24 protein-coding genes, 1 tRNA gene and 1 pseudogene are annotated in these 26,136 nt (G+C 43.6%); 12 read left to right on the top strand and 14 right to left on the bottom strand.

What is annotated here, in order from left to right:
• Window position 1: 1 nt before the first annotated feature.
• The 3 genes from SULKU_RS08320 to SULKU_RS08310 all read right to left on the bottom strand — a co-directional run bounded on the left by SULKU_RS08320 (window position 2) and on the right by SULKU_RS08310 (window position 1,508).
• Window positions 2-412, bottom strand: coding sequence for a rhodanese-like domain-containing protein (locus SULKU_RS08320; RefSeq protein ID WP_013460513.1), 411 nt, complete (start codon window positions 410-412; stop codon window positions 2-4).
• A gap of 12 nt (window positions 413-424) precedes the next feature.
• A complete protein-coding gene (locus tag SULKU_RS08315) occupies window positions 425-1,183 on the bottom strand; it encodes a TerB family tellurite resistance protein (RefSeq protein ID WP_013460512.1) in 759 nt (252 codons plus the stop codon).
• 88 nt (window positions 1,184-1,271) lie between these two features.
• Entirely contained in the window at window positions 1,272-1,508 is a 237-nt protein-coding gene (locus SULKU_RS08310) for a hypothetical protein (protein ID WP_013460511.1), read from the bottom strand.
• 194 nt (window positions 1,509-1,702) lie between these two features.
• Here SULKU_RS08310 and SULKU_RS08305 point away from each other — a divergent pair, with 194 nt between their 5' ends.
• The 3 genes from SULKU_RS08305 to SULKU_RS08295 are packed head-to-tail and all read left to right on the top strand — an operon-like array spanning window position 1,703 to window position 3,702.
• On the top strand, window positions 1,703-2,518 hold the full coding sequence (locus SULKU_RS08305; protein WP_013460510.1) for an aldo/keto reductase family protein: 816 nt from the start codon (window positions 1,703-1,705) through the stop codon (window positions 2,516-2,518).
• A gap of 27 nt (window positions 2,519-2,545) precedes the next feature.
• The gene (locus tag SULKU_RS08300) at window positions 2,546-2,950 is read left to right on the top strand and encodes a hypothetical protein (protein ID WP_013460509.1); all 405 of its coding nucleotides are present in this window, start codon (window positions 2,546-2,548) and stop codon (window positions 2,948-2,950) included.
• Between the two features lie 38 nt (window positions 2,951-2,988).
• On the top strand, window positions 2,989-3,702 hold the full coding sequence (locus tag SULKU_RS08295; protein WP_013460508.1) for a DUF3108 domain-containing protein: 714 nt from the start codon (window positions 2,989-2,991) through the stop codon (window positions 3,700-3,702).
• Here SULKU_RS08295 and SULKU_RS08290 read toward each other — a convergent pair.
• Entirely contained in the window at window positions 3,699-4,271 is a 573-nt protein-coding gene (locus SULKU_RS08290) for an NUDIX domain-containing protein (protein ID WP_013460507.1), read from the bottom strand. The genes SULKU_RS08295 and SULKU_RS08290 overlap by 4 nt on opposite strands.
• A 130-nt stretch (window positions 4,272-4,401) precedes the next feature.
• Between SULKU_RS08290 and SULKU_RS08285 the strand changes: the two genes are divergently transcribed.
• Together SULKU_RS08285 and SULKU_RS08280 are read left to right on the top strand one after the other, a co-directional pair.
• Window positions 4,402-4,860 carry a DsrE family protein gene (locus SULKU_RS08285; RefSeq protein WP_013460506.1) on the top strand — a complete coding sequence of 153 codons (459 nt, stop codon included), beginning with the start codon at window positions 4,402-4,404 and terminating at the stop codon, window positions 4,858-4,860.
• 45 nt (window positions 4,861-4,905) lie between these two features.
• Window positions 4,906-4,982: transfer RNA gene (locus tag SULKU_RS08280), tRNA-Gly, on the top strand.
• 27 nt (window positions 4,983-5,009) lie between these two features.
• On the opposite strand, the gene SULKU_RS08275 is transcribed toward SULKU_RS08280, so the two are convergent.
• The 3 genes from SULKU_RS08275 to SULKU_RS08265 are packed head-to-tail and all read right to left on the bottom strand — an operon-like array spanning window position 5,010 to window position 8,096.
• Complete coding sequence (locus SULKU_RS08275; RefSeq protein WP_013460505.1) at window positions 5,010-5,468, bottom strand: hypothetical protein; 459 nt, start codon at window positions 5,466-5,468, stop codon at window positions 5,010-5,012.
• A gap of 40 nt (window positions 5,469-5,508) precedes the next feature.
• Window positions 5,509-7,539: an RND transporter family protein gene (locus SULKU_RS08270; protein ID WP_041666785.1), complete on the bottom strand. Its 2,031-nt coding sequence runs from the start codon at window positions 7,537-7,539 to the stop codon at window positions 5,509-5,511.
• Between the two features lie 59 nt (window positions 7,540-7,598).
• The gene (locus tag SULKU_RS08265; protein ID WP_013460503.1) at window positions 7,599-8,096 is read right to left on the bottom strand and encodes a thioredoxin domain-containing protein; all 498 of its coding nucleotides are present in this window, start codon (window positions 8,094-8,096) and stop codon (window positions 7,599-7,601) included.
• Between the two features lie 108 nt (window positions 8,097-8,204).
• On the opposite strand from SULKU_RS08265, the gene SULKU_RS08260 reads away from it, so the two are divergent.
• Together SULKU_RS08260 and SULKU_RS08255 are read left to right on the top strand one after the other, a co-directional pair.
• Window positions 8,205-8,648 (top strand): YcgN family cysteine cluster protein, encoded by a 444-nt coding sequence (locus SULKU_RS08260; RefSeq protein ID WP_013460502.1) that lies wholly within the window; start codon window positions 8,205-8,207, stop codon window positions 8,646-8,648.
• A gap of 138 nt (window positions 8,649-8,786) precedes the next feature.
• Complete coding sequence (locus tag SULKU_RS08255) at window positions 8,787-10,412, top strand: methyl-accepting chemotaxis protein (RefSeq protein ID WP_013460501.1); 1,626 nt, start codon at window positions 8,787-8,789, stop codon at window positions 10,410-10,412.
• A gap of 13 nt (window positions 10,413-10,425) precedes the next feature.
• Here SULKU_RS08255 and SULKU_RS08250 read toward each other — a convergent pair whose 3' ends face one another.
• Together SULKU_RS08250 and fliK are read right to left on the bottom strand one after the other, a co-directional pair.
• Complete coding sequence (locus tag SULKU_RS08250; protein ID WP_013460500.1) at window positions 10,426-10,677, bottom strand: EscU/YscU/HrcU family type III secretion system export apparatus switch protein; 252 nt, start codon at window positions 10,675-10,677, stop codon at window positions 10,426-10,428.
• On the bottom strand, window positions 10,674-12,137 hold the full coding sequence (fliK, locus tag SULKU_RS08245; RefSeq protein WP_013460499.1) for a flagellar hook-length control protein FliK: 1,464 nt from the start codon (window positions 12,135-12,137) through the stop codon (window positions 10,674-10,676). Before fliK ends, SULKU_RS08250 begins: the two co-directional genes overlap by 4 nt.
• 114 nt (window positions 12,138-12,251) lie before the next feature.
• Here fliK and SULKU_RS08240 point away from each other — a divergent pair.
• The 3 genes and pseudogenes from SULKU_RS08240 to SULKU_RS08230 all read left to right on the top strand — a co-directional run bounded on the left by SULKU_RS08240 (window position 12,252) and on the right by SULKU_RS08230 (window position 17,280).
• Window positions 12,252-13,060, top strand: a pseudogene (locus tag SULKU_RS08240) (phosphate/phosphite/phosphonate ABC transporter substrate-binding protein).
• A gap of 3 nt (window positions 13,061-13,063) precedes the next feature.
• Window positions 13,064-15,997 (top strand): hybrid sensor histidine kinase/response regulator, encoded by a 2,934-nt coding sequence (locus SULKU_RS14460; protein ID WP_013460497.1) that lies wholly within the window; start codon window positions 13,064-13,066, stop codon window positions 15,995-15,997.
• Between the two features lie 29 nt (window positions 15,998-16,026).
• Complete coding sequence (locus SULKU_RS08230) at window positions 16,027-17,280, top strand: diguanylate cyclase (RefSeq protein ID WP_172633604.1); 1,254 nt, start codon at window positions 16,027-16,029, stop codon at window positions 17,278-17,280.
• Here SULKU_RS08230 and SULKU_RS08225 read toward each other — a convergent pair.
• From SULKU_RS08225 to SULKU_RS08210, 5 genes are all read right to left on the bottom strand, one after another.
• Window positions 17,277-18,029, bottom strand: a complete 753-nt coding sequence (locus tag SULKU_RS08225; RefSeq protein WP_013460495.1) for a class I SAM-dependent methyltransferase — start codon at window positions 18,027-18,029, stop codon at window positions 17,277-17,279. The genes SULKU_RS08230 and SULKU_RS08225 overlap by 4 nt on opposite strands.
• A 32-nt stretch (window positions 18,030-18,061) precedes the next feature.
• On the bottom strand, window positions 18,062-19,396 hold the full coding sequence (locus SULKU_RS14455; protein ID WP_013460494.1) for a diguanylate cyclase domain-containing protein: 1,335 nt from the start codon (window positions 19,394-19,396) through the stop codon (window positions 18,062-18,064).
• Window positions 19,397-19,410: 14 nt separating this feature from the next.
• Complete coding sequence (locus SULKU_RS14775; protein WP_013460493.1) at window positions 19,411-20,130, bottom strand: helix-turn-helix domain-containing protein; 720 nt, start codon at window positions 20,128-20,130, stop codon at window positions 19,411-19,413.
• A gap of 64 nt (window positions 20,131-20,194) precedes the next feature.
• Entirely contained in the window at window positions 20,195-20,362 is a 168-nt protein-coding gene (locus SULKU_RS15020; protein ID WP_013460492.1) for a hypothetical protein, read from the bottom strand.
• Complete coding sequence (locus tag SULKU_RS08210) at window positions 20,355-21,587, bottom strand: HD domain-containing phosphohydrolase (protein ID WP_013460491.1); 1,233 nt, start codon at window positions 21,585-21,587, stop codon at window positions 20,355-20,357. Before SULKU_RS08210 ends, SULKU_RS15020 begins: the two co-directional genes overlap by 8 nt.
• Before the next feature lie 148 nt (window positions 21,588-21,735).
• Here SULKU_RS08210 and SULKU_RS14450 point away from each other — a divergent pair, with 148 nt between their 5' ends.
• Both SULKU_RS14450 and SULKU_RS14445 read left to right on the top strand, forming a co-directional pair.
• Window positions 21,736-24,507 (top strand): bifunctional diguanylate cyclase/phosphodiesterase, encoded by a 2,772-nt coding sequence (locus SULKU_RS14450; protein WP_013460490.1) that lies wholly within the window; start codon window positions 21,736-21,738, stop codon window positions 24,505-24,507.
• A gap of 104 nt (window positions 24,508-24,611) precedes the next feature.
• A complete protein-coding gene (locus tag SULKU_RS14445) occupies window positions 24,612-26,129 on the top strand; it encodes a response regulator (protein WP_013460489.1) in 1,518 nt (505 codons plus the stop codon).
• Window positions 26,130-26,136: the final 7 nt, after the last annotated feature.

The raw sequence follows: 26,136 nt of genomic DNA, 5'->3' as shown, positions 1-26,136 counted from the left end.
CTTATTGCACTACACGAAGTCCTGCGCTTTTCCAGGCCGTAATTCCCCCTTGCATATTCAGCGGTTTGAAGCCGTTTTTGGCCAATATACGCGAAGCGGCAACGCTTCGGTTGCCGCTGTGGCAATAGACGATGAGTTTTTGATTTTTGGCATTAGAAATTAAATCGAGATTATTTTCCAACGTCTGCAGCGGAATGAGCGTTGCACCTTCGATATGCTCTTGCGCAAACTCCTCGGGTGTACGGACATCCAATAGGGTGATTTTTTTATCGCTTTTGATGAGCGAGTCGGCCTCTTGAGAGGAGATCGATTTGAAATCGGTAAGAATCCACCCTTTCGAATAGGCGAAATAAAGACCCATTGCCGCAATTAAAATCCAATAGGCAACGTTTAGAAATTGTTTTTTATTCATAGGTTTCCTTTATTACATTCCGCGCGATTTTTTTATCATCTCATAGGCGGCATTGATCTCCTGCACTTTTTCGGTAGCGGCTTTGAGATATTCATCCGATGCCCCCTGGGCTTTGATGATATCGGGATGATGTTCGCGAACGAGGGCACGGTACGCTTTTTTGACTTCGTCATTGGTTGCATCACTGCCGAGTCCGAGTAAGGTATAGGCATGAGAGATTGAGCTCTCTTTGACGCTGTGGCGATGGTAGGCCGCGAATTGCTCCAGCATCGAATTAAGCATCTGCGTGCTGAAATGCAAATGGGCGGCGATTTGATGAAGCATCGTCTCTTCGGAATGGCTGAGCGTTCCGTCGATGTAGGAGAGGTTGACGAGAAACTCCATCATCCGTTGGCGTTTATGTTCGTCGTTTTCCAGCGCTTTGTAGAGAGCTTGTGCCACTAGATCGAGATTATGCGGTGCATTTTTTTCTTCGTCAAAAATCTCTTTAAGAAGTTTTTTGGTCGCTTCTGGATCGGGGAAGAGGGCGCTGATGTCGTTGAACATATTGCTAATGAGTTCCGCTTCGAGCTCATCGACCCGCCCGTCGGCTTTGGCTACTTTGGCGACAAGGGCGACAAAGAGCCCCAGCTCACTGTGTGCAAGTGCATCTTTGTTCAGTTTAAATCCCGCAAACTGTTTGCGTGAATAGGTGTGCTGATGGGAGGAATAGCTTTTAGAAAGCCAGAAAAAGAGGACGATGACAAAGGCTAAGAGAAAAATTTGCGTCATTGTGAATCCTGTGACTGAAAATAAAGCGACAGTGTAGCTGGAAAAGGATAATCAAAACAACTTTTTTCTCTTCTTAGAAAAAGATAATTTATACAAAGTTGGCGAAATCTTTATTATATAAACGATAATCGCTGGTTTCTTTGAAATGTGCCATTTTGCTTAAGACGTACTCCAGTTGAAGCTGTTTGTCTTCACTGATTTCGTGACACAGTTTCATCTCATAGTTCGTCATTTTGGCTTTATACGCGATTTTCAGGTTAGTGGGTGTGAGTCTGTCACTAAACTCTTTGATGCTTTGTTGGATTTCCTGTAATTTGTTTATCATTGTAAACCCCCTCTTAGCCGATGAAGTAAGTATCAAATACTGTAATATCATAGATCAAAAAGATGAAAAAAAAACGATTTGAGTGGTTAAAAATTAGGCATATCGATTAGAACGGTTTCTGAACCGATATGTGCCGAAAACATGCTACCATCTTAGAAATAAAATCCAAATCCTCTTTTAAATAAAGGATAATTATGATGAAAATCCCGCCACTTATCTACGGAACGGCATGGAAAAAAGAACTTACGGCCGATTTGGTCGAAACGGCGGTACTCAGCGGATTCCGGGGTATCGATACGGCATGCCAGCCCAAACACTATCATGAGGCCGGGGTAGGCGAAGCGCTGATGCGGTTGTCAAAAGCGGGGATCGAACGCGATGAACTGTTTGTGCAGACCAAGTTCACCCCTCTCTCCGGTCAAGATCCGCAGCGAATACCCTATGATCCCAATGTTGCTTTGGAGATACAGGTGGAACAGTCTTTTGCCCTCTCACAGCATAATCTGAAAAGCGATTACGTCGATTCTCTGGTGCTGCATTCGCCACTTTTTCCCTATTCCAATCTTCTCAAAGTATGGAGGGCGATGGAATCGCTTTATCACGGCGGCAAAGCACTCCGCATCGGTATCAGCAACTGCTATGATCTTGAACTGCTGGTGCGCCTTTACAGCGATGCCGAAGTGAAGCCCGCAATCGTGCAAAACCGCTTTTACGCCGACAGCGGATACGATGTCGATTTGCGGCGGTGGTGCAGTGAAAAAGGGATCGTCTATCAGAGCTTTTGGACGCTTACCGCCAATCCGCATATACTGGGGAGCAGAGAGTTTTTTGCCCTGACGCAGGAATACAATAAGAGCGAAGCGCAGATCCTTTACCGCTACCTCACGCAGGTGGGGGTCGTTCCTTTGATCGGGTCGACTTCGAAACACCATATGGATGAAGATTTAGAAATATTCAGTTTCGAATTACGCCCCGATGAGATCGCGAGTATCAGTGCCCTTTTGGTATAATTCTGTCCTTATTTAGAGAGGGAGAATATGATGTTTCGACGGTTGGTTTTGGCGGCCTTTTTGCTTTTTTGTTCAGTGCATGCCGCGGAGCTTTCGACGATGGATGCGTTTCGATCCAAAGTACTGACCTCTGCAGTATCGTTTTATTTCACTGCCCGAGGGTACGGTAAGGTAGATAACATCACCGTCGATACGACTAAAAAGACGCTCGCCTTCACCCTCATGCCTGAAGGTGAGAAACAGCCGCTTAGCGTTGCCATCGGCTCGTATATGACCCTTACGGTCGATAAAGAGGAGTATCTCATCCTCCAAAAAGTTCAGACAAACCGTACCTGGCTGAACCGTATTTTTGCCGATCATATGGAAGAGGGGATCAAAGTGCCGCTGGGGAGTGTTTCCAAAGGTGCGGGATCGCTTTTGCTCAAATTATAATCTGCAATTTCTCCACAAAGAAAGGTTAGGATGGCAGTATGAAAAAAATCGTGTTGCTTCTGTTGCTCGTTTCTCAGATCGCCGGTGCGCAGGTACTCAGTGCCGCCTATGAAGTCTCATACGGAATATTTAAAAAACTCGGCACGGCTACAGCACGATTCGAGACCAAAGAGGATCAAACCTACAGTATAAAAATCGAAGCCAGAACCGAAGGGTTGGCAAACCTCCTCACTAATAACCGTATCGAGACGTATGAAAGCTACGGCGTGATTGTTAACGGGCATCTGCTCCCCCAAAAATACATTAAAATCCGACAAACCAATGCGAGTAAAAAAATAAAAATATATACGTTTGACCATCCGAATAAAACGGTTTGGAGAGAGAGTATCGACAGCGATGAATGGGACAAGGTCAAAAATGACTTTTATGCTTCCGACGATATTCTCAGCCTCTTTTTTAATGTCAGAAACCATATGAAAAATCAGGAAGATCGCCCTTTTTATGTCGTGGGTGCCAATAAAAAAGACGGCCGCATCGATGTCAATTTTCCGAAAAACGACTCATTGTCCGAGATGAAAAAGAAACTGAAGACGGAGAGAGGAAGTTTTTTGAAAGTGATTTTGAATGACCGTATTTTTAGCAGCGCCAACGGCGAGCTTTTGATTAACCTCGGAAGCGACGGCCTCTGCGACAAGGCTATTTTGGAAGATGTACTGTTTTTCGGCGATGTTGTAGGATTGCGTGTTCGCTAAATTTCAATACCGAAGATCTCTTTGAGTAAGACCAACAAATCTTCGCGGGTAGCTCCCGCAAATGCGTTTTCGATAAAACGGTTGATCCCTTTATTCTCATGCTGCAGAAGGGGGACGATTTTTATCCCCGTGATCTCCGACATAAAGTGGGAATTATCCCCCTCTTCATACGCGTGCAGGAGGATGGAACGGGAGAAATTGTTGAGGATGTGATAGTAGATGTGCAAAAACTCCGCTTCGAGGACTTTTAGACCGTAGAAGTGGGTGACGATACGATTCTCATGGCTGGCGATCGGGTGGACTTTTTCCGGTTTAATCGTGATCCCGATCTCCTCTTTGATCTCCCGCACCAGTGCCTCTAAGAGAGTCTCCCCCTCATTGACGGTTCCTCCCGGAAACCCCATCCGTCCGTCCCATCGATCGATCATAATGAGTGCCGGACATTTGAAATGCTGCATGTCGTCTTTAAAGTATTTCCACGGAGAGATCGCATCGACATAGATGGCGAGAAAGACAGCATTTTTTTTATGGGGGGAAGTTTGTCCGAAAGGAACGCGTTGCGTTTTCATGTGGGGTGTCCGATACACTGTAAAAATAAAGTTGTAAAAAGTATGAACCATTATACTGATTAATTTTACATTGTTTTTACATACTTTAGCCATGATACACTTACCATACAGTGAGAAAGAGGGGTAGATCATGCGATTCGTTTTATTTGTCTTAGTATTGACGGCTACGTTTGCTTTCGCCGATACGAAAAAATTTATGATCGATTTGAAAACGGGTGATATTGAGTCGTTTAACAATCAATTACTTGTAGGCGTCCCCGGAACGATCGATTATTTTACGGCTCAGGGAGACAAGGTCGAAGTCGCTGTAGTAATACACGGCGAATCTTATAAGTTTTTTGTGGAAAACCTCGACAATACCCAGTACGGGATGGATAAAGCGCTTGCCGAACGCCAAGACGCTATCCGAAAACGGCTCGTAGAGATCGAAAAGAAATATCATATTCGTATGGAAATTTGTATGAACGGGATGCATAGAAAAGGGATATTAAGTGAAGACTTGTACCCTTTTGTCACACCGATCAAGTCGGCGATGGTCGGACTCGTCAAATGGCAGAACGCCGGATACGCGTATGTTCCGGTTCATTAATAAATGAATATTTAAGGGTAACGGTGATAAAATTCCGCCAGTGATGCGGGAATAGCTCAGTTGGCTAGAGCGTCAGCCTTCCAAGCTGAATGTCGCGAGTTCGAGTCTCGTTTCCCGCTCCACTCTCTTCTTTTTAAACAATCCTTTTTTTATCCCATCGTCTTTTTCAATACATCCATCGGCATCGCAAACAATGCTTTAAACAGCGGCGATACACGCGTCGTTTTATCGTCGATCACTTCCAGCGCATTAAAGCTGAATCCCTCGCCGTCCGAAGGATCTTTCGGTGTAACCGTAAAGGTTAGCGGTTTGAGGGTACGGATCATGTTGAGGATGTTTTTGTGCCGTTTATCTTCGATCGGCAGAAGAATGTTGCCGTCTTTCGTCCGCACTTTTGCCGATTCGACCAAAAGCCGCCAGTTATCGGCATGGAGCGTTTTGTTCCATGTCATGATGCCGTTTGTATAGTTGATCTGTTTTTTTTCTCCTACGATAATCCCCTCGCGGGTGGTTCGGATCGTCTCGGCGAGGGTGAGAAAAAAGTTCTTTCCGCCGACCGCTTCGGCACATTCGCGCAGCAGTTGATCCAATGGTTGCTCAGATGTCATAAAATATCCTTTGGTTTTGCAAATGATATCCAAATTTGCCCTAATGGGCGTTTGTCGTCATCTTCGCCTTATCTACGGACAATAATAATACCGGCAATATAAACAGATCGCTGAGAAGCGAAATAAACATCAAAACTGCTCCATACGCACCGATCAGTTGCAGGGACTGAAGCTGAGTGAAGATCAAGAGCGCAAATACGATCATTAAAACGGTAGCGCTTATGATTGCCGGAACAGCGGCATAAAAAAACATGATTTCCAGAGCATGTTTTCGGGTACGCCCGAAATAACGGCTTCTGAAATATTTGTATCCGAAATGGATGATTGTATCGGAGGTTAATCCCACGGAGATGGTCATGGCGATCAGCGCTTCTATGGTTAGCTCAAATTTAAACAAAATCATAAACAAGATAAACCAGATGATGGGGAGAGCATTGGCTGCAAACCCGACCCATCCGATTGCGACAGAGCGAAATATTATCCCCATAACCAAAGCGATGATGAGGAGGGCAGAAACCAAAGAAGAGAACAATAGGAGCATCTTCTCCATTTTAGAACTTTGCGAGAGGCTATTGATATCGGTCAGATAGATCGGCAGCCCTTTGTACGATTCCAAATAGCGTATGATGGCGGATTGGTCCGCATTTTTCAATGTGATGGTAATGTTAAGGGAATCTTGATCCATATATGATTTTTCAAGGTCATACAGCTCCAGAAAAAACAGAGCCTGTAAAAGACGCTGCTCATCCAAAGGATTTTTCGGTGCATTGGCCAGATTCAGCTGTTTGAGTATAGTGTTGATCGAATTAACTTTGACGATGCCGCTATTATGACTTTTGAGATCATTTTCAAAGGTTTCGATTTTTTGAAGCATCTCCAAATCGATCTCTTTAAACGGAACTTTCAGGGTCATTGTCTCATACGACACATCCCGCGCAAACAGGTTCGGGGATATGTAAAGCCGAACTCCGATAAAAAGGAGTATCAGCAATGAGAAAAACATAAATTTTCGGAGCAGTTTCGGATTATAGTGAACCTCTTGGTTGGCAAACCAATAGCATGTCCGAGCAAGATAAATTTTGGGAGATGAAACCGAAAAGTAACTGAGCAATGCAGGTAAAAAGACAATACTGACTGCATAGGCTATGATGGATGAAAGCATCAGACTCAGGCTCATCATGGTGACAATCGGCGAGTCGGCAAACAATAGGGAGCCCAAACTGATCAGAAGTACGGGCAAGGTCCAAAACGCCGGAAGCAGATTTCGATTGATACTTTTTTCAAGGGCTCGATTCGGATCATTTTTAAACTGCGAGACATGCCAGCGATAGTAAAAATAGAGATAATGACCGATGGCGATACTGACGACCATAAGACTCATGGCGATGTGAATCTGTTTGGTGCCGATTAAGAGATAGATTAACGTAAAAGTCCAAATGAGGGTAATGAGGGTGACACTGATAGCCGCAAACCCGGCGATAAAATTTTTAAAGACGATGTATGACATCCCCATGACTACCAAAATAATAATCCCGATGTACCACAGATAATGGGAGAGTTTGGCTTCAACCTGCGGTTCAGAATACGTATACTCATACGGGATTTTCAAATGATCGACCTGTATAGGCGTTTTAGCATGGATGATAAAATGGAATCGGTGGAAATTGTTATTGACAAACGGGCGGTAGGGATCGGGGAGTGTTTTAACAAAAGAAATTATCTTCTCAGGGGGCATTTGTGCTATCGGCAATGCTTTGACCAAAGCCGATTCATCAGACGTACGATCGTTAAAAATCATGTAAGCCGAAAAAAGAGATTCAACCCTCTCAACCCCTTCAAGATGTTCAAGTTCTGTCTGGAGTGATTGCAAAGAGTGTTTGGACTGAGTATTAAATTCAGGAATATCGACACGGAGATGTCCTAAATAGGTTGCCGAATACGATTGTTTATGATTTTTTTCAAGCTGTTTGGATTCACTTAGCCAAAATACCGTATCCGAAGAGATTAATTCGGGTTTTAGAAAATTAAAGGCAAATGCCGAGAGGGCAATAAACACCGTAATGATAAGCATTCTGAAGCGTCGAATAAATCTAATGTATCGTGATGTGTCTGGAGTATGGTAATACATGGTTAATTGTTCTCTTTCATAATGATCAGGTATGGACGTTTTGAAATCTCTAAGGCATCGGCTACATGCGCTATTTCATCTATTTTTGATTCGATTTTCGGATCGATTTTGGTATCAGCCGGTATCTTTTTGTCACCTACCATTACCTCTAAAGTTCGTTGTAAAGGGGAAGATGAAGCATATATGGCCGCAATCAGATCATGTGAATGGAAACGTTTTAGCTCGTAAAAAAAGATATAGTATTTATAGATACTTCGCATTTTTGCATTTTCATATATCATGCTCATGAAATCACGAGAGTGCGGACATTTCGGATCCACAAAGACATATACTTTTTTCTCTCCCTCCCCATAAATGATTGCATCGTGTTCTATAGGTTGAAGCAATGCGATCTTTTGAGTGTTCGTGTATTCAGCCGCATCGCTTTGGGTGATAAGTATACAAAGTAACAGAGCCGTTAAACTCAGTTTAGATGATAAAAAATTTATTATATACGTCATGTTAAAATTGTATATGACCTACATTACGTTTTAACTACAAATGTGATGAAAAAGTGATCAATTTCAATCAAAGTGGTATTTTAACCCTTATTATGTTATTTTTCCGTTATGAAAAATACTGAAACCGCCCCATTCTGGGAAACAAAAACACTCGAAGAATTAACCGATCAGGAGTGGGAAGCATTATGCGACGGATGCGGATTGTGCTGTCTTAACCGGCTTCAGGATGCGGACGATGACGAAGCCCCTATCTATCTGACCCGTGTCGCATGCCATTGTTATGACCTGCAAGCACAGCGGTGCAGCGATTATGCAAACCGTCATGAGAGAGTGGAGGGATGCATGAGGCTTACAGTTGAGCGGGTCGCCGAATACGAATGGCTTCCGGAAACCTGTGCGTACCGTCTGCGTTTTGCACAAAAACCTCTCCCCTCATGGCATCCTCTGATAACAAAAGACCCAAACTCTGTTCGTGAACACGGGATGTATGCGCTGAGCCCCGTACTGGATAATGAAGATATTGAATTAGAAGATTATATTATCGAAGAATAGGATTGGTCATCCACTAAAAAAATAATTTTTTTTTATTAATTGTTAGATATACAATTTTTTAGAAATGCTATACTGGTGCTACACAGCAGATTTATAATTCGCGTAAAAATTATACAAATCTTCGTTAAGGATGTAGCAATGGATAAGATAACGATTAAAACCAAATTGATGCTGGTTTCGCTGATGGTTTCATTGGCGGTCATTGTAATCACGGTTGATTCGTTTGTATCAACGAAACACGAACTGATGGAAGCCAAAAAAATGATGCTCACTACTCAGATCGATACGGTCAGTTCCCTTCTTTCCTACTATGAAGGTGAGGTAAATGCCGGGCGAATGAATCTGAAGCAGGCACAGGATGCGGCAAAAGAACATATTAAAGCACTTCGTTATAACGAAAAAGAGTATTTTTTTATTTTGAATAATCAGGTGCAGGGGGTCATGCATCCGATCAAGCCGGCATTGGACAATACCGATCTCTCCGATATAAAAGACCCGGAGGGGAAACAGCTTTTTGTCGAATTTGCTCAGGTAGCCAAAGAAAGCAAAGAGGGATATGTCTCGTATATGTGGCCGAAACCCGATTCGGAGACTCCGCTGCCGAAACTGACGTTTGTCCGTGCATTTCCTGCATGGGGATGGATCGTCGGAACGGGTGTATATGTAGATGACGTTAACGATGAGTTTTTAGATGTGGTGATTAAAAAAGGGATCGGAATCGCTTTGTTAATCGTGATTATGACGGGATTGCTGATTGCGATACAGCGTTCCATCGGGAATAAACTTTCATTGATGCAGGCTATGGCCGAAGAGCTTGCCGGCGGGAACGGGGATTTGACAAAGCGTTTAGCGATCAATGGATCGGATGAACCGGCACAAGCCGCCGGATCGATTAACGCTTTTATCGCGGCAATTCAAACCATGGTTCAAAATGCGAAAGGGGCATCGGATGAAAATGCGTCGGTGGCGACCGAACTTTCAAACACCTCTATGGCTATCGGGCGCCGTATGGAGGATGAATCGAGCCAACTGGATGCGATTTATCGTACAACGGAGCAAATTATTTCCCATTTGGTTCGAGCAAAACGTGATAACGAAACGACATGCAATGAGGTAGTTGAGGCCAGTGAAATGCTTCGTGTCTCCAGAGATGAGCTGATAGCGATGATAGAAATGATCAATCACAGCGTGGAAGTAGAAGGGCAATTTGCAAGCAAAATTCACGAGCTGGCGAATAATGCACGCCAAATACGAGAAGTCTTATCCGTTATCGGCGATATCGCCGATCAGACCAATTTATTGGCACTGAATGCGGCGATCGAAGCGGCACGGGCAGGAGAACACGGTCGAGGTTTTGCCGTTGTTGCCGATGAGGTACGAAAATTGGCTGAACGGACGCAGGGTAGTTTGACCCAAACCGACGTAACGATTTCCCTAATCGTCTCTTCTATCGAAGAAGCGGCGGTACAGATGGAGAAAAATGCCAAAAGTATTGAAAAACTCGGAGAAAAATCGCATACAGTCGGCGAGCGGATCGGACTGACGTCCGGTGTCGTGAATCAAACGAGCGAAGCGATTAAAAAACTGGTCGTAGATGCAGACGTGAATACAAAAGAGATTGAAGGGATTTCGCAAAGACTCGCGGCAATCAACGAACTGGCCAGAGCTAATGCACGGAGTGTCGAAGAGATTGCGACGACGGCAGAGCATCTGTATAAAGTGGCGGAGGGGCTCAATCAGAATTTAGGCCGTTTTCGTGCGTAAACGCTGAAGCGATTTAGCGCGGATTGGTGATTTTATAAATAAAACCGAATACTTCGACAACGGCGACATAGAGCTTTTCAGGGATCTCTTTATCGAGTTCTACCTTACTTAAGAGTTCGACCAGATCTTCATCTTTGTGGATGGGGAGATTGTGGAGCTCGGCTATTTTGATAATATTTTCCGCACTTGCACCTTTTCCTTTTGCGACGACGCGGGGAGCATCTTCTTTCGTTCGGTCGTAGCGCAGGGCCACCGCTTTTTTCATACTTTTACCTCAAATCCCATATCCGATCCCTCAGAAGAATGATACGTATCATTGAGGGGTGTTTTGGTTTCCGTCGCTTCATATATCCGGATAGAACGGGGGGTAAGACCCGATTTGATGAGAAGGGAACGCAGTTCGGCGATATTTTCGTATATCAGATCTTTAAGCTCCGCTTTTTCGGTATGTGCCTGAATGTCGAGCTGATTATCGTCATATAGGGCCATCATAAGATCGAGTTCGCCGAACTCTTTGAGTTTCAGATGGATATCACAGTAGAATTTTTTTTCTTTCGTTTTTTTAAACGCCAATGTCCCTTCTTGGAGCTGATCCCATGCGAAAGGGAAATAGATCGAATTGGACGAGCCTAGATGGGAGAGAAGCTGATGGTAATCGATCTGGGTGAGGAGCTTGTCGGTATGTTCCAAAAGTTTTTGAGCGGACGGATCGTCCGATTTGCTCAACTCTTCGTGCAACGAGAGAAGATTGGATTTTAAATCATCCGCCATGGATTCTTTGAGAAAGGTTTCAATAACAAGTTCTTTGGGATTCGTGAACTCTCCGAGTTTGGTGATAAGAGGCGGGAGCTCTTTGGCCGTATCGCCTTCTTGCGCATTGCGAAGCTGCTGTGCAAACGTTTTAACCTCTTCGGCAGGGGAATTGTTAATATTTTTGAGAAGTTTTTCAATGGAATCCAGAAGAGCATCTGTATCGGGGGTTTTGCTCGATAACAGTGCTCCGTACAGCTGTGAGAGGGTAGTTCTGATCTCCGAGAGGGCAGCTGTCTGCTCAAGCTTTTGAGTAAGGGCCGTGACTTCCGCGGAGTAGAGGGGATCTTTTTTGGCAATCAGGCTCTGCAGGATATCGGACACTTTCTTCAGCCCCTCAGAGAGCTGGAATGCACTTTGGGGATGGGAGGCGGCTTTGGACAAAACGGGATTATCCAAAAGGGCCGTAATGTTACTCAGAAGGGTTTGTGCGTCATTTTTGGGAATTTTTGCGAGAACTGTTTTGATCTGTTCGAGTGTCTGGATGAGATCGGGCATTTTTTGCAGGGCCGAAGCAAATTTGGACTCCATGAACACGCCGCTGGATGTGATTTGGTTTTTGAGATTTTTAGGATCGATCGTTGTTATATTTTTGAGAAAATGTTCAAAAACGGCACTTTTCTGTGCCGTATCGGGAGACGTTTTAAGTTCTTTGACGAGCGTCTGCAGGCTGTCGCTGAAATTCCCCATATTTTTAAACGCCGAAGAGTTTTTCAGCAGATCAAGGAGGCTCTGGTCCGATTTCGAAGCGGTTGTTTTGTCCTGAAATACCGAGGTGAGGAGGGATTTGATGTCTTTTCCCTCTTTGAGCGTTTCGAGCTGTTCGGGAGTGGCATTTTTTATCGCCTCGGAGAGGGCTTTGTTGGTGTTGGGGAGGATGATGCTGAGACGTGCTTCGGGAGACAAATGTATCATAGGGAAAATAATAACACAGCCGTGCAAAAAAAACTTATTTCTTAGACGATATGCGTTTAGATCGGGCTTTAGCGTGATATAATCATTTATAGCTAGAGAGACAGAGAGGCATAGATGCACTATATCGCACTTTTTTTTATGCACGCTTTTTTCATGAGTATCAGCCATGCGGACGTACTGAAGTTCGGTGTCGTTCCTCAGCAAAGTTCGATGGAAGTGATCAAAAAATGGCAGCCTGTAATCAATTATCTTGAAAAGAGTACGGGAGAGAAAATAGCGCTGAAAGTCGAGCACTCGATCCCCGAGTTTGAGAAAGTAGTGTACAACGGCGGGTACGATATAGCCTATATGAGTCCATACCATTATGTAATCGCCCATAAACGGGAAGGGTATGATGCGCTAATCCGCGATGAGAAAAATGTGGTGGGAATCGTAGTCGTCCGAAAAGAGGACGGTATACGCGATATTTCGATGTTAAAAGGGAAAGAGTTTCTGTTCCCTGCTCCCGATGCTTTTGCCGCAACGCTTCTTGTAAAATATGAGCTACTCAAAAAATACAACATAGACATTAATAAAGAGAAACAATACCGCTATGTAAACTCCCATGAGTCGGTTTATAAAGGGGTAGCACGGAAAATCGGAGATGCGGGGGGGGAATCGAGCGGACATTTAACGATTTGCAGGACAAAAAGTCAAAAGATTCTCTCCTCATAATCTATAGAACCAGATCCTATCCCAGCCATCCGTTCGCGTTTCACCGTTCTCTCTCTAAGAACCTGAAGAAAAAAATGGAAAACGCGCTTTTGCAAATGCCTCAGGAACTGGTTATCTCATTGAGTATGAAGCGTTTGAAAAAAACGGATGACGGCGAGTATGACAGTGTGCGCGGTCTCGCCCATTCCATGTCTTCGATTGAAGAGTAATGAATGCGTCTGTCCTTCCGGTACCGTTTTATCCTCGCTTTTTTAAGCATAGAACTCCTTTTTATCTCTTTGATCGTCTTTTTCAATTTTATGTCGCTTTCAAAGCTCTCACACTCGTTGATAGAAGAGAAAATCGAAACGGCAACGGCCCTTTTTACCGAAATGGCCAAAACGCCGTTAATCGTTTATGATTTGGGGGCATTGGACAATCAAGCAGATAGCTTTGTAAAGTTGAAAAATATTGTCGCAGTCAAAATACTTGATAAAAAACAGCGTCTGCTCTGTAATGTCAGCACTGATATGCAAATCAATCTTGACCGATTTGATACCCTATCGGGAAATATAGAGAAAAACGGACGGGTCTTTAGGCTGGTATCCGCACCGATTAAGATCGATAACGAGCAAATCGGCGAGGCGAAGATCCTCTTTGAAATAACCGATAGTTTGAAGATTATCGACGATAACAGGGATTTGACATTATTGCTGATCATGATAGAGATGACGATCAGCACTCTTGTCTCTTACATTATCGGACACAAGCTGACAAACGCGTTGAATGAATTGACCTTTTATGCTCAAAGAATTGCGAAAGATGAAGATGCCCAGAGTGTAAATAGCGAAACGACAGGGGAGGAAATTGCGGTTCTATCCAAGACACTGCATCATATGCATAAACGAATTATAGAACGGAACAAGACATTAAACGGTGTGGTGGCAAAACTCAAAGAGGACATTATCCAGCGAAATGAGCTTGAAAACAAATTGCTTTTTGAAAAAAGCATCAATAAGACATTGGTTGAAAGCGCCAACGCCATTATTGCGATGTTAAACCGGGACGGGGTAATGATCAATATTAATCCTTACGGAGAACGTTTTACCGGGTTTACGCAGCAAGAAATCGCTTCAGAACCGTATTTCTGGGCAAGATTTCTTCCGCCGGAGATGCACGACAAAGTCGTCAATATTATTAGTAATGCACGGAAGGGGACGATTACCCGAAGTTTTCAAAATGCATGGGTCTCCAAAGACGGCATAGAACGGATGTTCGAGTGGTCAAACGCTCTGGTCCTCGATGAAAAAGGGCAAATGCAGTACGTTACGACGATCGGCATTGATATTACGGAACAAAAAGAACGCCAATTAGAGCTGGAAAAAGCCAAAGAGGCGGCTGAAACGGCCGCAAAAGCGAAAGCCGACTTTTTGGCCAATATGTCTCATGAGATCCGAACGCCGCTCAACGGTATTATCGGATTGACCGAATTGGTCCTGAAAACCGATCTGGAACCGAAACAACGCGATTTTCTCGAAAAATCGAACCTCTCTTCCCATGCTTTGCTGGATATTATTAACGATATTCTCGACTATTCAAAAATTGAAGCGGGAAAATTTGATTTGGAAAATAAACCCTTTGAACTCAACAACGTTATCCAAAATATCATGAGTCTTTTTGAATTTCAGGCGGTTCAAAAAGGGATTATACTTACCTATGATATTCAGCTAAATGAGAATGTCATGATCGGTGATGCGCTCCGTTTGACACAAATTTTGACCAATTTGGTCGGCAATGCCGTCAAATTTACCGAATCGGGACATATCGGTATCCGAGTGATATCAACGGATGAAAATGAAGAGGATATTCGTCTGCAATTTAGCGTGGAAGATACGGGAATAGGGATGAACGCCGAAGCGCAAAATAAACTTTTTCAAGAGTTTTCCCAGGCGGATACGTCGATTACCCGTAAATACGGCGGTTCAGGGCTTGGGCTGGCCATCTCTAAACAGCTTGTGCAGATGATGGGCGGTGATATATGGGTAGAAAGCGAAGAGGGGATAGGGAGCCGATTTATTTTTACGACGGTTTTCGGAAAAATAAGATCATCGGTCTACCGATCTTTTGAGAAAAAAACGGCCCGATCCCAATCGGATGTAGATGATATCAGGGGTGCGCGAATTTTGCTTGCCGAAGACAATGGAATTAATCAGATCGTTGTCGTGGAAATGCTCGAAAACGCAGATTTGATCGTAGATGTAGCGGCCAATGGAAAAGAGGCGGTCGAACAGGCGCAATCGCACCTTTACGATTTGATATTGATGGATTTGCAAATGCCGGTAATGGACGGATTTGAAGCCGCAAAAGCGATTAGAGCGATCCCTGAGTATAAAGATGTCCCCATCATAGCGTTAAGTGCCGCTGTAATGCAGCAAGACAAAGAATTTACTTCTGCGGCGGGGATGAATGAACATTTGAGCAAACCTGTCGATTACGACGCTTTGATAGAGGTGCTTATCCGTTGGATCAAACCTCGGCAGAGGGGCTATGATTTTTCCGAAAATAAGAAAAATGTGATTGCTCATGAGGAAATCTTCGGGACGATAGAGGGGATTGATCTGAAAGAGTTAAGCAATCGTATCGGGAACAACGGCGAAAAGATAAAACGGTATCTGCTCTATTTTTGCAATGAATACGAGAACTTTGAATCGCGTATTGATTTTTCAAATCTGAAAATGGCCCCTTTTAAACATTTGATCCATACTATGAAAGGGGCAAGCGGGAACCTTTCGATGTTCAAAGTCTATGCGCTCGTCAACGATATTGAAAACTCCGATGATGCGAAAGAGATCGAAGGATTGACTTTCCGACTTATTGCCGCCATACATGACGTGATTGAGGCGATACGTTCTTTCTATCAGGAGAGAGTTCCCGATGAGATGAATGAATCGTACACGCCTGATGAGATTAAAACGACTATCAATGCCGTAATGGAGGACCTGGCCCAATCGGCAGTCATTGACTCAGAACGGATTGTGTTGCTTGAACGGATGTTATCGGAAATATCCGATGCGGATTCACGTAAAAAAGTGATAGAATATTTGAATTCATATCAGTATGACAATGCATTGCGTATGCTTCAAAACATAGTAGGTTCAATCGGATGAAATACAGTAACAGGCAAAAAATTTTAATCGTGGACGATGAACCTCTAAATATTTCTATCGTTGCCGAAATCTTAAATCACGAGTATGATCTTTTGGTCGCTACCAACGGCGAAAAAGCACTCCAAATCGTCTCTCTGGACCCGAAACCGGATTTGATATTACTCGATATCATGATGCCCGGAATGAACGGTTTTGAAGTCGCGAAACGGCTGAAAGAGATCCCTGAAACCTTCCAAATTCCTATTATTTTTTTAACGGCGAAACATGACAGCGAGAGTATCATAAAGGGGTTTGAAGCGGGTGCGGTAGATTTTGTCTCCAAGCCGTTTCAAAAAGAGGAGCTTCTCGCCCGGATAAAAAATACGCTGCAGATGTTCAATTTGAAAAATGCGCTCAATCGTGCACTGGAAAAAAGCCAGAAATACGCTAAAACGGTTGAGAGCCAAATGGTTCTTATCGATAAAAACATTATTATTTCCCATACGGATTTAGCGGGAAAAATCACCGAAGTTTCCGATGCGTTTTGCAAGATATCAGGGTACAAAAAAGAGCAGATTATCGGGAAAATGCACCGTGTTTTAAGACATCCGGATATGCCGGCATCTTTGTTCGTAAAACTGTGGGAAACGATAAGCCGGGGGGATACGTGGCAGGGAGAGATCAAAAATCGGAGCAAAAACGGATCGTTTTACTGGGTTGACACGTTGATCTATCCGATTGTCGATGACTTGGGAAATCACATCGGATATACATCGATCAGTCAAAATATCACCGATAAAAAGCGGGTAGAAGAGATATCGGTAACCGATCAGCTGACGCAATTGCATAACCGGATGTATCTTGAAAGCAGTTTTGCCAAAGAGATTAAGCGGGCAAAACGCTATCATCATCTTTTTGCGGTCATCATGATTGATATTGACCATTTTAAAGAGGTAAACGATACCTACGGGCACGATGTGGGAGATAATGTTTTGGTCTCCATCTCTCAAATATTATCCGAAAATATCAGAGAGACTGACATTTTGGGGCGTTGGGGGGGAGAAGAGTTTTTAATTATTTGTCCCCATACCTCCAGTTTGGAAGCTTATAATCTGGCGGAGAAGCTGAGAGTTTCGATTGAAACACATCCGATTGACGTCATAGGATACAAAAGCTGCAGCTTCGGAGTATCGGTATTCGATTTAAACGACGAAACGTTCAAAGAGGTTTTGAAACATTCGGATGAAGCATTGTATGTAGCTAAAAAGAGCGGGCGAAACCGTGTTGTTGAATACAAAGGTTAAACCGGTTTACCATTCTGCTTTGTTGCGGTAATAAAGATGAGATTGTCGATAATATCGATTGTCTCTTCACTATAGATTCCGTCGATTTCGTTTATCCCCTCTTCAATCTCTTCATCGCTGAAGATCCCCAAATCAGACATAAAACGGTGGCGAAGCATCTCATGCCAGTGTTCTTTCGGGAGGGTGAACGTATGACTCCGTTTTGCGCTTATAACATCGAAACCGCACGCTTTGAGCTGGGACTCAAAGAGTTCATACGGCGGTTGGTTGCGTGCAAATGCGGCTTTTGCCGAAGTAAAAAGGGGGAATGCAGTATGTTGGGGACGGGTAATGATGAGGAGTTTTCCTCTATCCGGAAGCTGATAGTACACCCTCTGCCAGAAACGTTCTCTGTTATCGATATGGTGAATGACCTCTTTGAGGAGCAGTTTGGAAAAAGGGATTTCGGTCGACATAAAGGTGTGCGCATCCATGCAAAGGGCGGTAATATTTTCCAGCTTTTCCGCTTCATCGCACATAGGGCGGGAGGGTTCGACACAATACGCCTTTATAGCCCCTGACTCATCCTTCAGGCGGCGGGTAAAGGTTCCCGTCCCACCGCCGATATCGACGAGGGTATCGTCCGAAGTCAGTGCGAGGTCATGATGGATATGGCGGATAACAAAGTTTTTATACTCCTCTGAAAAATACCAGATCCGATTAAAAACCTCGGCAATGGTATCGAAGTGATTCAGAATATCGGATTTCATCAAGGTCATACCTACTAACTATTTGTTTGAGTTTAATCTTGAATCATAGGATAAATTTGTTTAGATTCATACGAGTGATAAAAACTAAATTGCTGACGTCCCGCTTTTTTGGAAGCATACATGGCAATATCGGCATGATGGAGAAGCGTTTCTACGCTTTGTCCATCTTTAGGGAACATACTGATGCCGATACTGCATGCACTGTTGATCTCATATCCGTCGATGCGAAAAGGTTCTTGAAAGAGGTTTAGTATTTTTTCGGCTACCGTCGCGTAATGGGCATCGGAGGCTCCGCTGTCGATAATGAGGACAAACTCATCGCCTCCGTTGCGGGCTATAGTATCTGCCTTACGGATCACTTTTTGTATCCGTTTAGCGATTTGTATTAAAAGCTCATCGCCGATTAAATGCCCTAACGAGTCGTTAATCTCTTTGAAATGGTCTAAATCGATAAAAAAGATCCCAAACCCTCCGCCGGAACGGTTTTTCTGTTCGATAGCATGGTTAATTCTATTTTCCAAAAGGCGACGATTGGGCAGTTGGGTGAGTGAATCGTGCATAGAGAGATGGGTGAGTTTTTTGGTCTCGAGGATTAACTGCTTTTGGACATCCAAATAGGCACTGATATCCTGTCTGATTTCAAGATAGGCGACAATTGCCCCGTCATGATCGAAAATCGGTTTTGCGTGGACGTCGATATGGTGTTTTTTCCCCTCTTTATCGGTATGTACGTGACGTACGGTAGTAGGAGATTTCGTTTTTATAATATCGTTTATCGGGCAAGGGTGAGAACCGTTCGAACATCCGCCGCTGGTCTCATCTGAAATCTTGTTGCATTTGGGATAAAGCTCCGTTAACCCTTCTCCCCCAAGTGCTTTGGCGGCTTTGTTCATCATTTTCACCCGCATATCAAGCTCAATATACATGATCGGATCGGGAATCTCATCAATAATTGTCTGCATCATCTTGTGGGAGCGTGCCAGCGATTTTTCATAACTTAAAATACGGGCCGCTTTTCTCAATGCTTGAAGCATCAGGTTTGTATTGGTCGGCTTTAAAATATAATCGTTTACGCTCAGTGCGATACTTTTGAGGAGCAAATGGGGGTCGTTGAAAGCGGAGTTAACGATGATGGGAACTTTTGATTCGATTGCACGTAACCGTTTGATGAATTCCAAGCCATCCAGACTCGATAGCTGAAGATCGGTGACAACCATATCGGGATGGGAAATTTCAAAAATACTGATCCCCTCTTCAGCGCTACGGGCGATAAAGACACTGTTGAAAAACTTCTCGAATTCACTTAAAAAAGCATGGGCGGTTGTTTCGTCTTCTTCGATGTAGAGGAGTGAAAATTGTTTAAGCATAGATCCCCATCGCGTTAAATCATCCCTTTGATTTGCTGGATCAATTTTTGGACAGAGGTGACATCTTTTTGGACCCCTATATAATATTTCAACTTGTGTGTTTTTTTATCGAAGACGGGACTGATAGTCACTTCGTTGTAGATTAGCTCACCCGATTTGTGGTAGTTACGTAATATTACCGTGACATCGGTTTGCTCTTTCATTGCTTTGCGTAGCTCTTCGAGAGCGGGTTGATCCCGATCATCCCCTTGTAAAAATCGGCAGTTTTTACCGATAATCTCATCAGGGGAATAGCCAAATGCATTAGCAAACGCGTGGTTGATGTAGATAACCGGATTGTCAGGCTGGGAAGGATCGGAGATGGTGATACCGTTTTTAGATTGATCGAGGATTTCGATCAGATGATCGGCAAAGACGGGATGGCTTTCGCGATTTTTCTTCAACATATAGCTTCCGCCGTAATAGTTGACGATATTGAGGCACGGGAGGCGTTTACGTAGATTGCTGATTAAATTGCGAACATTTCTCGGGGTATATTCTTGTTCATAGCTATCCCATACATGCAAAAAAATGTCGACACTGCTGATCGGCTTATTGTAATTGGCAATCAGCAATTTAAGAAGTTTTTTCATATTAGAGGTTAATGGCACGATTTCATGGTGCAATGCAACGGTTTCTGAAATGGTGTCCCAATAGCATCGGTCACAAAGTTTGATTGTATGGTGAGTATTCATATCCCTATTGTAATCCAAAAGTGTCTTTAAAGTGTCTTGTGCTGTAAAATATTTTAGTATCAGATTAATTCAATATTAGTAGGGTATCGTCCGACGCAAGTGCAAGATCATGATGGATATGGCGGATAACAAAATTTTTATACTCCTCTGAAAAATACCAGATCCGATTAAAAACGTCTGCGATTGAATCAAGATGGTTAGGCGCTTCGTGAGCGTTTTTTACTTTATTCATCGAGATGAGAAACGGGATGCAATGCCAGATCATAGCATTTGTCCAAATGCCGGGAGAGGACAGCGATGATATCCCGGTCGAGCTTGTTTTCATCCCCCATTTTTAGAATGATGCCGTACGCTTCTGTTGTATTCAGCCCGCTGCGGTAAGGACGATCCTGCACCAGTGCCTGAAAAATGTCGGCAACGGTCAGAATACGTGCCTCAATCGGGATTTGTTCGCTTTTGAGATGATAGGGATACCCTTTGGCATCAAGTGTTTCATGATGCATTGAAGCGATTTTGGCAATATCCTGAAACCCTTTGATTTTTCGAAGAATCATCTGCGAATCAAATCCGTGCCGGTTCATATGCGAACGCTCTTCATCATTCAACGGTCCGGCTTTGTGGAGTATTTCATCGGCTACGCGCAATTTCCCCAAATCATGAAAAAATGCGGATAGCTCAATCTTTTCTTGTGTTTCGATCGGCAGATTGCAGTTTTTTGCGAGATATCGCGCCAACGAAGCGACTCCGTAAGTGTGCTCTGAGGTAAATGTACTTTTGGCGTCGACGACGCTCGCGAACATCATCGCTATATTTTTAAGTGTCTCAAAGGGGACGGCATCATTTTTTCCCGCTTCGATCCATTCGCTAAAATATTCATTCAGCGCTTCTGCTTCCATATAAAACCAAAATGAATCGGATGAGGAAGCCTCCAGATAAACATCCACCAACTCAGGCGAAAACATCGTTCCGCTGTATTTTTGGATTACCGAAGCGATGTTATGTCGTTCAACGTTGCTCGCATCGCCTAGCTGTACACGCAGCGCATCGACTCGGTCGGTCAGATAGATCAGATTGGCATGTTCTCTAATCTCATCCTCAATATCGACCGCAAACTGATCCCAATGGGTATGATGGTATAAAATGACGGGAGCATACCGGTGATATATCCCTACCTTTTCGAGTAATGAAGAGCCGCGAAGACAGTGAACCTGGGAATTATTCCAATCGAGTTCATTGACCAGATGGCTGTGAACGTCGGTCGATGAGACTCCGCAGTCATGCAGCATTCCCAACATGATGATATCGTCGATACGAGACTGGCTCCATCCCAGTTTTTTGGCAACTTCGGCAGACATAAATGCGACCCGTTTACCGTGCATCGTGTCATCAATTCCGACATAATCAAGCGCCTCGGAAAGTGCGTAGGAAACTTCCCGCAGATTGACGTTATATATCATTGTTTCTTCTTCGTTTTTTGTTCTTAATCAGTCTATCGTAAAAAGGTAAAAAGCCGAATCTTTATACTATTTTATAAGGAAAATGGCTAGAATAAATATATATAAAATGGAATATATGCAAAATCGATAGAAAATTTAAGGTTATTTAATGATTTTGAAGAAATCAAATCGTCTGCAGATTGATGAAAAAGAATCGCTAGAGGATATTTCGACCGGACCTATTCTTAACCGATTAATGATGGGCCTTTCCGTCATGATTCTAATCGGGGCGATCAGTGTCATTAGCCTTTTGATTCAGCAGCAGCGCAATTTTTTAAATGACTCCTTTCGCACACGAATCGACGAAGTATCCAGCGATTTACAAAAAATAATCGAGCAGCAGACGGTGGGATTAACGTTGGCAATTCAGCCTATTGCTGAAGATGAGCGGATGAAAGCAGCGTTGCGTGAAGGAGACCGTAACCGTCTTTTGAATGAATGGCAGGGTGTATTTGAGGCGATGAAGAAAGAAAATCATCTTACCCATTTTTATTTTCTGGACAAAAACAGGGTGTGTCTGCTGCGGGTACACAACCCGAAAAAATATGGGGATTTAATAGATCGTTTTACGGCGCAAAAAGCGGAATGGTCCCATAAACGTTCATCCGGAATTGAGATCGGACCGCTCGGGACATTGACACTGCGTGTTGTTCAACCGATTTATGATCATGAAATATTGATCGGCTACATTGAACTGGGCAAAGAGATCGAAGATGTATTGGAAGGGCTGCATGCACGTACAACGGATAATATCGCAGTATTGATTCATAAAAAGTATTTAAAACGGCATTCGTGGGATGAAGGGATGCGTATGCTGGGACGTGAATCAAACTGGAGTCAACTTCCCGACGATGCTATTATTTATACCTCTCAAAAAAAGATACCGGAGCCATTCTTGGAGTTAGTCCGATCTTATAAGAATGACAGACTCCTCCATAGAGTAACCGATAGGGAAATTTCGTATGATGAAAAAGATTGGCGGGTAACGATGATCCCGATAAAGGACGCATCGGACAAAGAGATCGGCGATATGATGCTGATGAACGATATTACTTTAGAGAACGGAAAGTTCATCCGTTTTATTGCCATGAGCGCTACGTTCGGCATGATCCTGATAGGAGCTTTTTTAGGATCGGTCTTTTTTCTATTACGTCGGACAGATCTTGCTATCCGCACTCAACAAAGCAATCTCAAAGAGAGTGAAGAGCGTTTTGAACAATTAGCTGAGCAGAGCCGGACATTTATATGGGAAGTGGACAGCAAGGGGAAACTTACCTATGTCAGCGATACGGTGGAAAAAGTTTTAGGGTATCGAAGCGATGAGCTCGTCGGAAAAAAATATTTTTATGACTTTCATCCGCCGGAAGGGAAAGAATCGTTCAAAAAAACAGTATGCGAGGTTTTTGAAGGGAAAGAGTCGTTTGAAAACTTCACAAATTTGGCTGTTGACCGTGAGGGTGAAACCGTTTGGCTCACGACTAACGGTATCGCCATGGTAAGCAATGACGGAACCTTTTTAGGCTATCGCGGCAGTAATACGGACATCAGCGAACGGAAATATTCGGAAGAAAAAATCAACGGATTATCCTTTTTTGATCAGTTAACGGCGCTTCCGAACAGGACCCTGTTAATGGACCGTTTGAAGCAGGCGATGGCGGCCGGTTCACGAAACGGAAAGTACGGAGCACTGCTATTTATTGATCTGGATAATTTTAAAACACTGAACGATACCCTCGGGCATGAGATCGGTGACAGCCTTTTAAAGCTTGTCGCACAACGTTTGAGCGGATGTGTACGAGAGGGGGATACCGTTTCCAGATTCGGGGGGGATGAGTTTGTTGTGGTACTCGGAGAACTCAGTGTCAGCGAAACGGATGCCGCCACGGCAGGTGAACTGGTGGCGGAAAAAATTCTCGGTTCTCTAAATCAGCCCTATTTTTTAGGGGGGATTAATCACCGCAGCTCTGCGAGCATAGGGATTACGTTATTCAAAGGCGACGATACGTCAACCGATGATTTGATGAAGCAGGCGGATTTGGCAATGTATAAATCCAAAGATGCCGGGCGCAACGGTCTCAGTTTCTTTGACCCGAATATGGAACATACCCTAAAAGAGCGTGCGCTCTTGGAACATGATCTTCGTATCGGTATCGAAGAAAAACAGTTTATTCTCTATTATCAGGCTCAAGTCGTGAATCATGGACATATTGCCGGCGCCGAAGCATTGGTACGATGGGAACATCCGAAGCGGGGGATAATATCGCCGATGGAGTTTATTCCGGTTGCCGAAGAGATCGGACTTATCATCCCATTGGGAGAATGGATCATGAAAACGGCATGTGCTCAGTTAGCGGCATGGTCACATATTCCGGAGATGGCAGATATTACTATAGCGGTCAATGTCAGTGCACGCCAGTTCAGTCAAAATGATTTTGTTGAGCAAGTCTTATCTATTCTGCATGAAAACGGCGCCAATCCGAAAAAACTTAAATTGGAACTCACGGAGAGCCTTTTTCTCCAAGATGTAGAAGAGGTGATTGAAAAAATGGTTGCTCTGAAAAATGAGGGGGTGAGCTTTTCATTGGATGATTTCGGAACAGGCTATTCGTCTTTGTCCTATTTAAAGCGCCTTCCTCTCGATCAGCTGAAAATCGATAAAAGCTTTGTCCGTGATCTTTTGATTGATCCGAATGATGCCATTATCTGTAAATCGACGATTGCTCTGGCAGAGAGCATGGGACTCTCGGTAATAGCAGAGGGGGTAGAGACGCAAGAACAGCATCATGCTCTTTCAGAGATCGGATGTTTTTCGTATCAGGGGTATTGGTTTAGCCGGCCCGTCCCTTTGAGTGAATTTGAAGCGCTTCATAAAACGACCTAGGATCATCTATTTAACATATAGTTTTTATTTATAAAGCCTATCGTTTTTAGTTCGACTTTAAGATAGTTTTGCTATTCTTCAGCCGGAAACTAAAAGGAACCGAAATGGTTGAACCCAATACATTAAAGCAGCTGCGCCTCTCATTAAAACCCTACTCGCTGTTGTATGTGGAAGATAATGTAGGATTGAACCGTCAAGCAGCTACACTATTTCAAAAAATATTTGAAACTGTTTATATAGCGTATGATGGAGAAGAGGGATTAAGCTTATTTAACCGACATCACCCCTCTATCGTCATTACCGACATTACCATGCCTAAAATGGACGGCTTGGCAATGGCGGAAGCCATTGTAAAAATCGATCCCGACATAAAAGTAATTATCACGACGGCGCATGATGATCCGGAACTTCTGCACAAAGGGATCCGTGTCGGGGTCTTCGATTATTTGGTTAAACCGATCCGTATCGAAAATCTGACCGAAACCCTCACCCGATGCTCCGATTTTTTGAAAGAGGCACTCCATCATAAAATTTTCAATACCAATCTGCATACGGTTTTTAACTACCAAAACGACTTGGTTATTTTGCTTCAGGGGCAAAAAATTGTCATGGCAAACCAATCGTGTCTTGATTTTTTTGCGGTACAGAGTGTTGAACCGTTACAGCAGAGATTTGAAGAATTCGGGGCTCTGCTGCTCAAACACAACGGCTTTTTATACAATCATGACGGAATCGATTGGTTTGCTGAAATATCGAAAAATCCCGGAAAATTGTTTAATGTTAAAATTGCCGGCGCGGATGAAGAACATCATCATTTTATTCTCCGCTACCAGAGTATTCCCGACCAAGAAGGGTATGGAGTCCTTTCACTGAATGATGTAAGCGAGCTGGGACTTCTTAAATTATATGATGCGCCTGCCGTAGAGAAGGAACGTCTCTCGAAAGATCAGAAAACGGTTCGGAGCCTGCTTGAAATGGCAATGAGAAACGGAGCAAAAATCCGGGCTCATAATCTCTATAAAGGTATCGGAATAACAAACGATGCGATCATTACGGAAGCCGATGAGAATGGAATTGTTCTTAAAACGCCGTATGTCCAACTCAAAGCAATGCAGTTTGAAAAAGAGTTTTTTCTAACGTCTGAGCTGTTTCCGATTGTCATTTTATGCAATGAGATAAAAAATTTTAATTTTGATGACCAAAGTGTCCAATTTACACACTATCAGATGGTCAATACCTCGCCGGTACGACGGCAGTCGATTCGGGTAATTCCCGATCAAAAATTAACGCTTACCCTTTTGTATGAAGGGCATAAATTCGAAACGGATATTGTCATAATGGACATTTCGATTAACTCTGTACGGCTGCAGCTTCCGAGCTTGCCCGCCGGATTTTCACCTAAACAGAAAGTATTATTGGATATTGTCCTGACAACCGGCTTACGCCCGTTGATTATCAACACACTGTCTGAAGTCTATCGCATTCATGAAGAGCCGCATCATTTTGAGGTAGTATTTACGTATGTTCTGCATGGAGAGGATCATAAAAGTCTGATTGACTATATTGCTAAAAGGCAAATGGTATTAATCCGGGAATTCAAAGGGATGCAGTGTGAAAAATAAGACACTG

This window comes from Sulfuricurvum kujiense DSM 16994 (assembly GCF_000183725.1).
Lineage (GTDB): Bacteria > Campylobacterota > Campylobacteria > Campylobacterales > Sulfurimonadaceae > Sulfuricurvum > Sulfuricurvum kujiense.
Note: the sequence above shows the minus strand (reverse complement) of the source record. Positions and strands in the feature narration are given on the sequence as shown.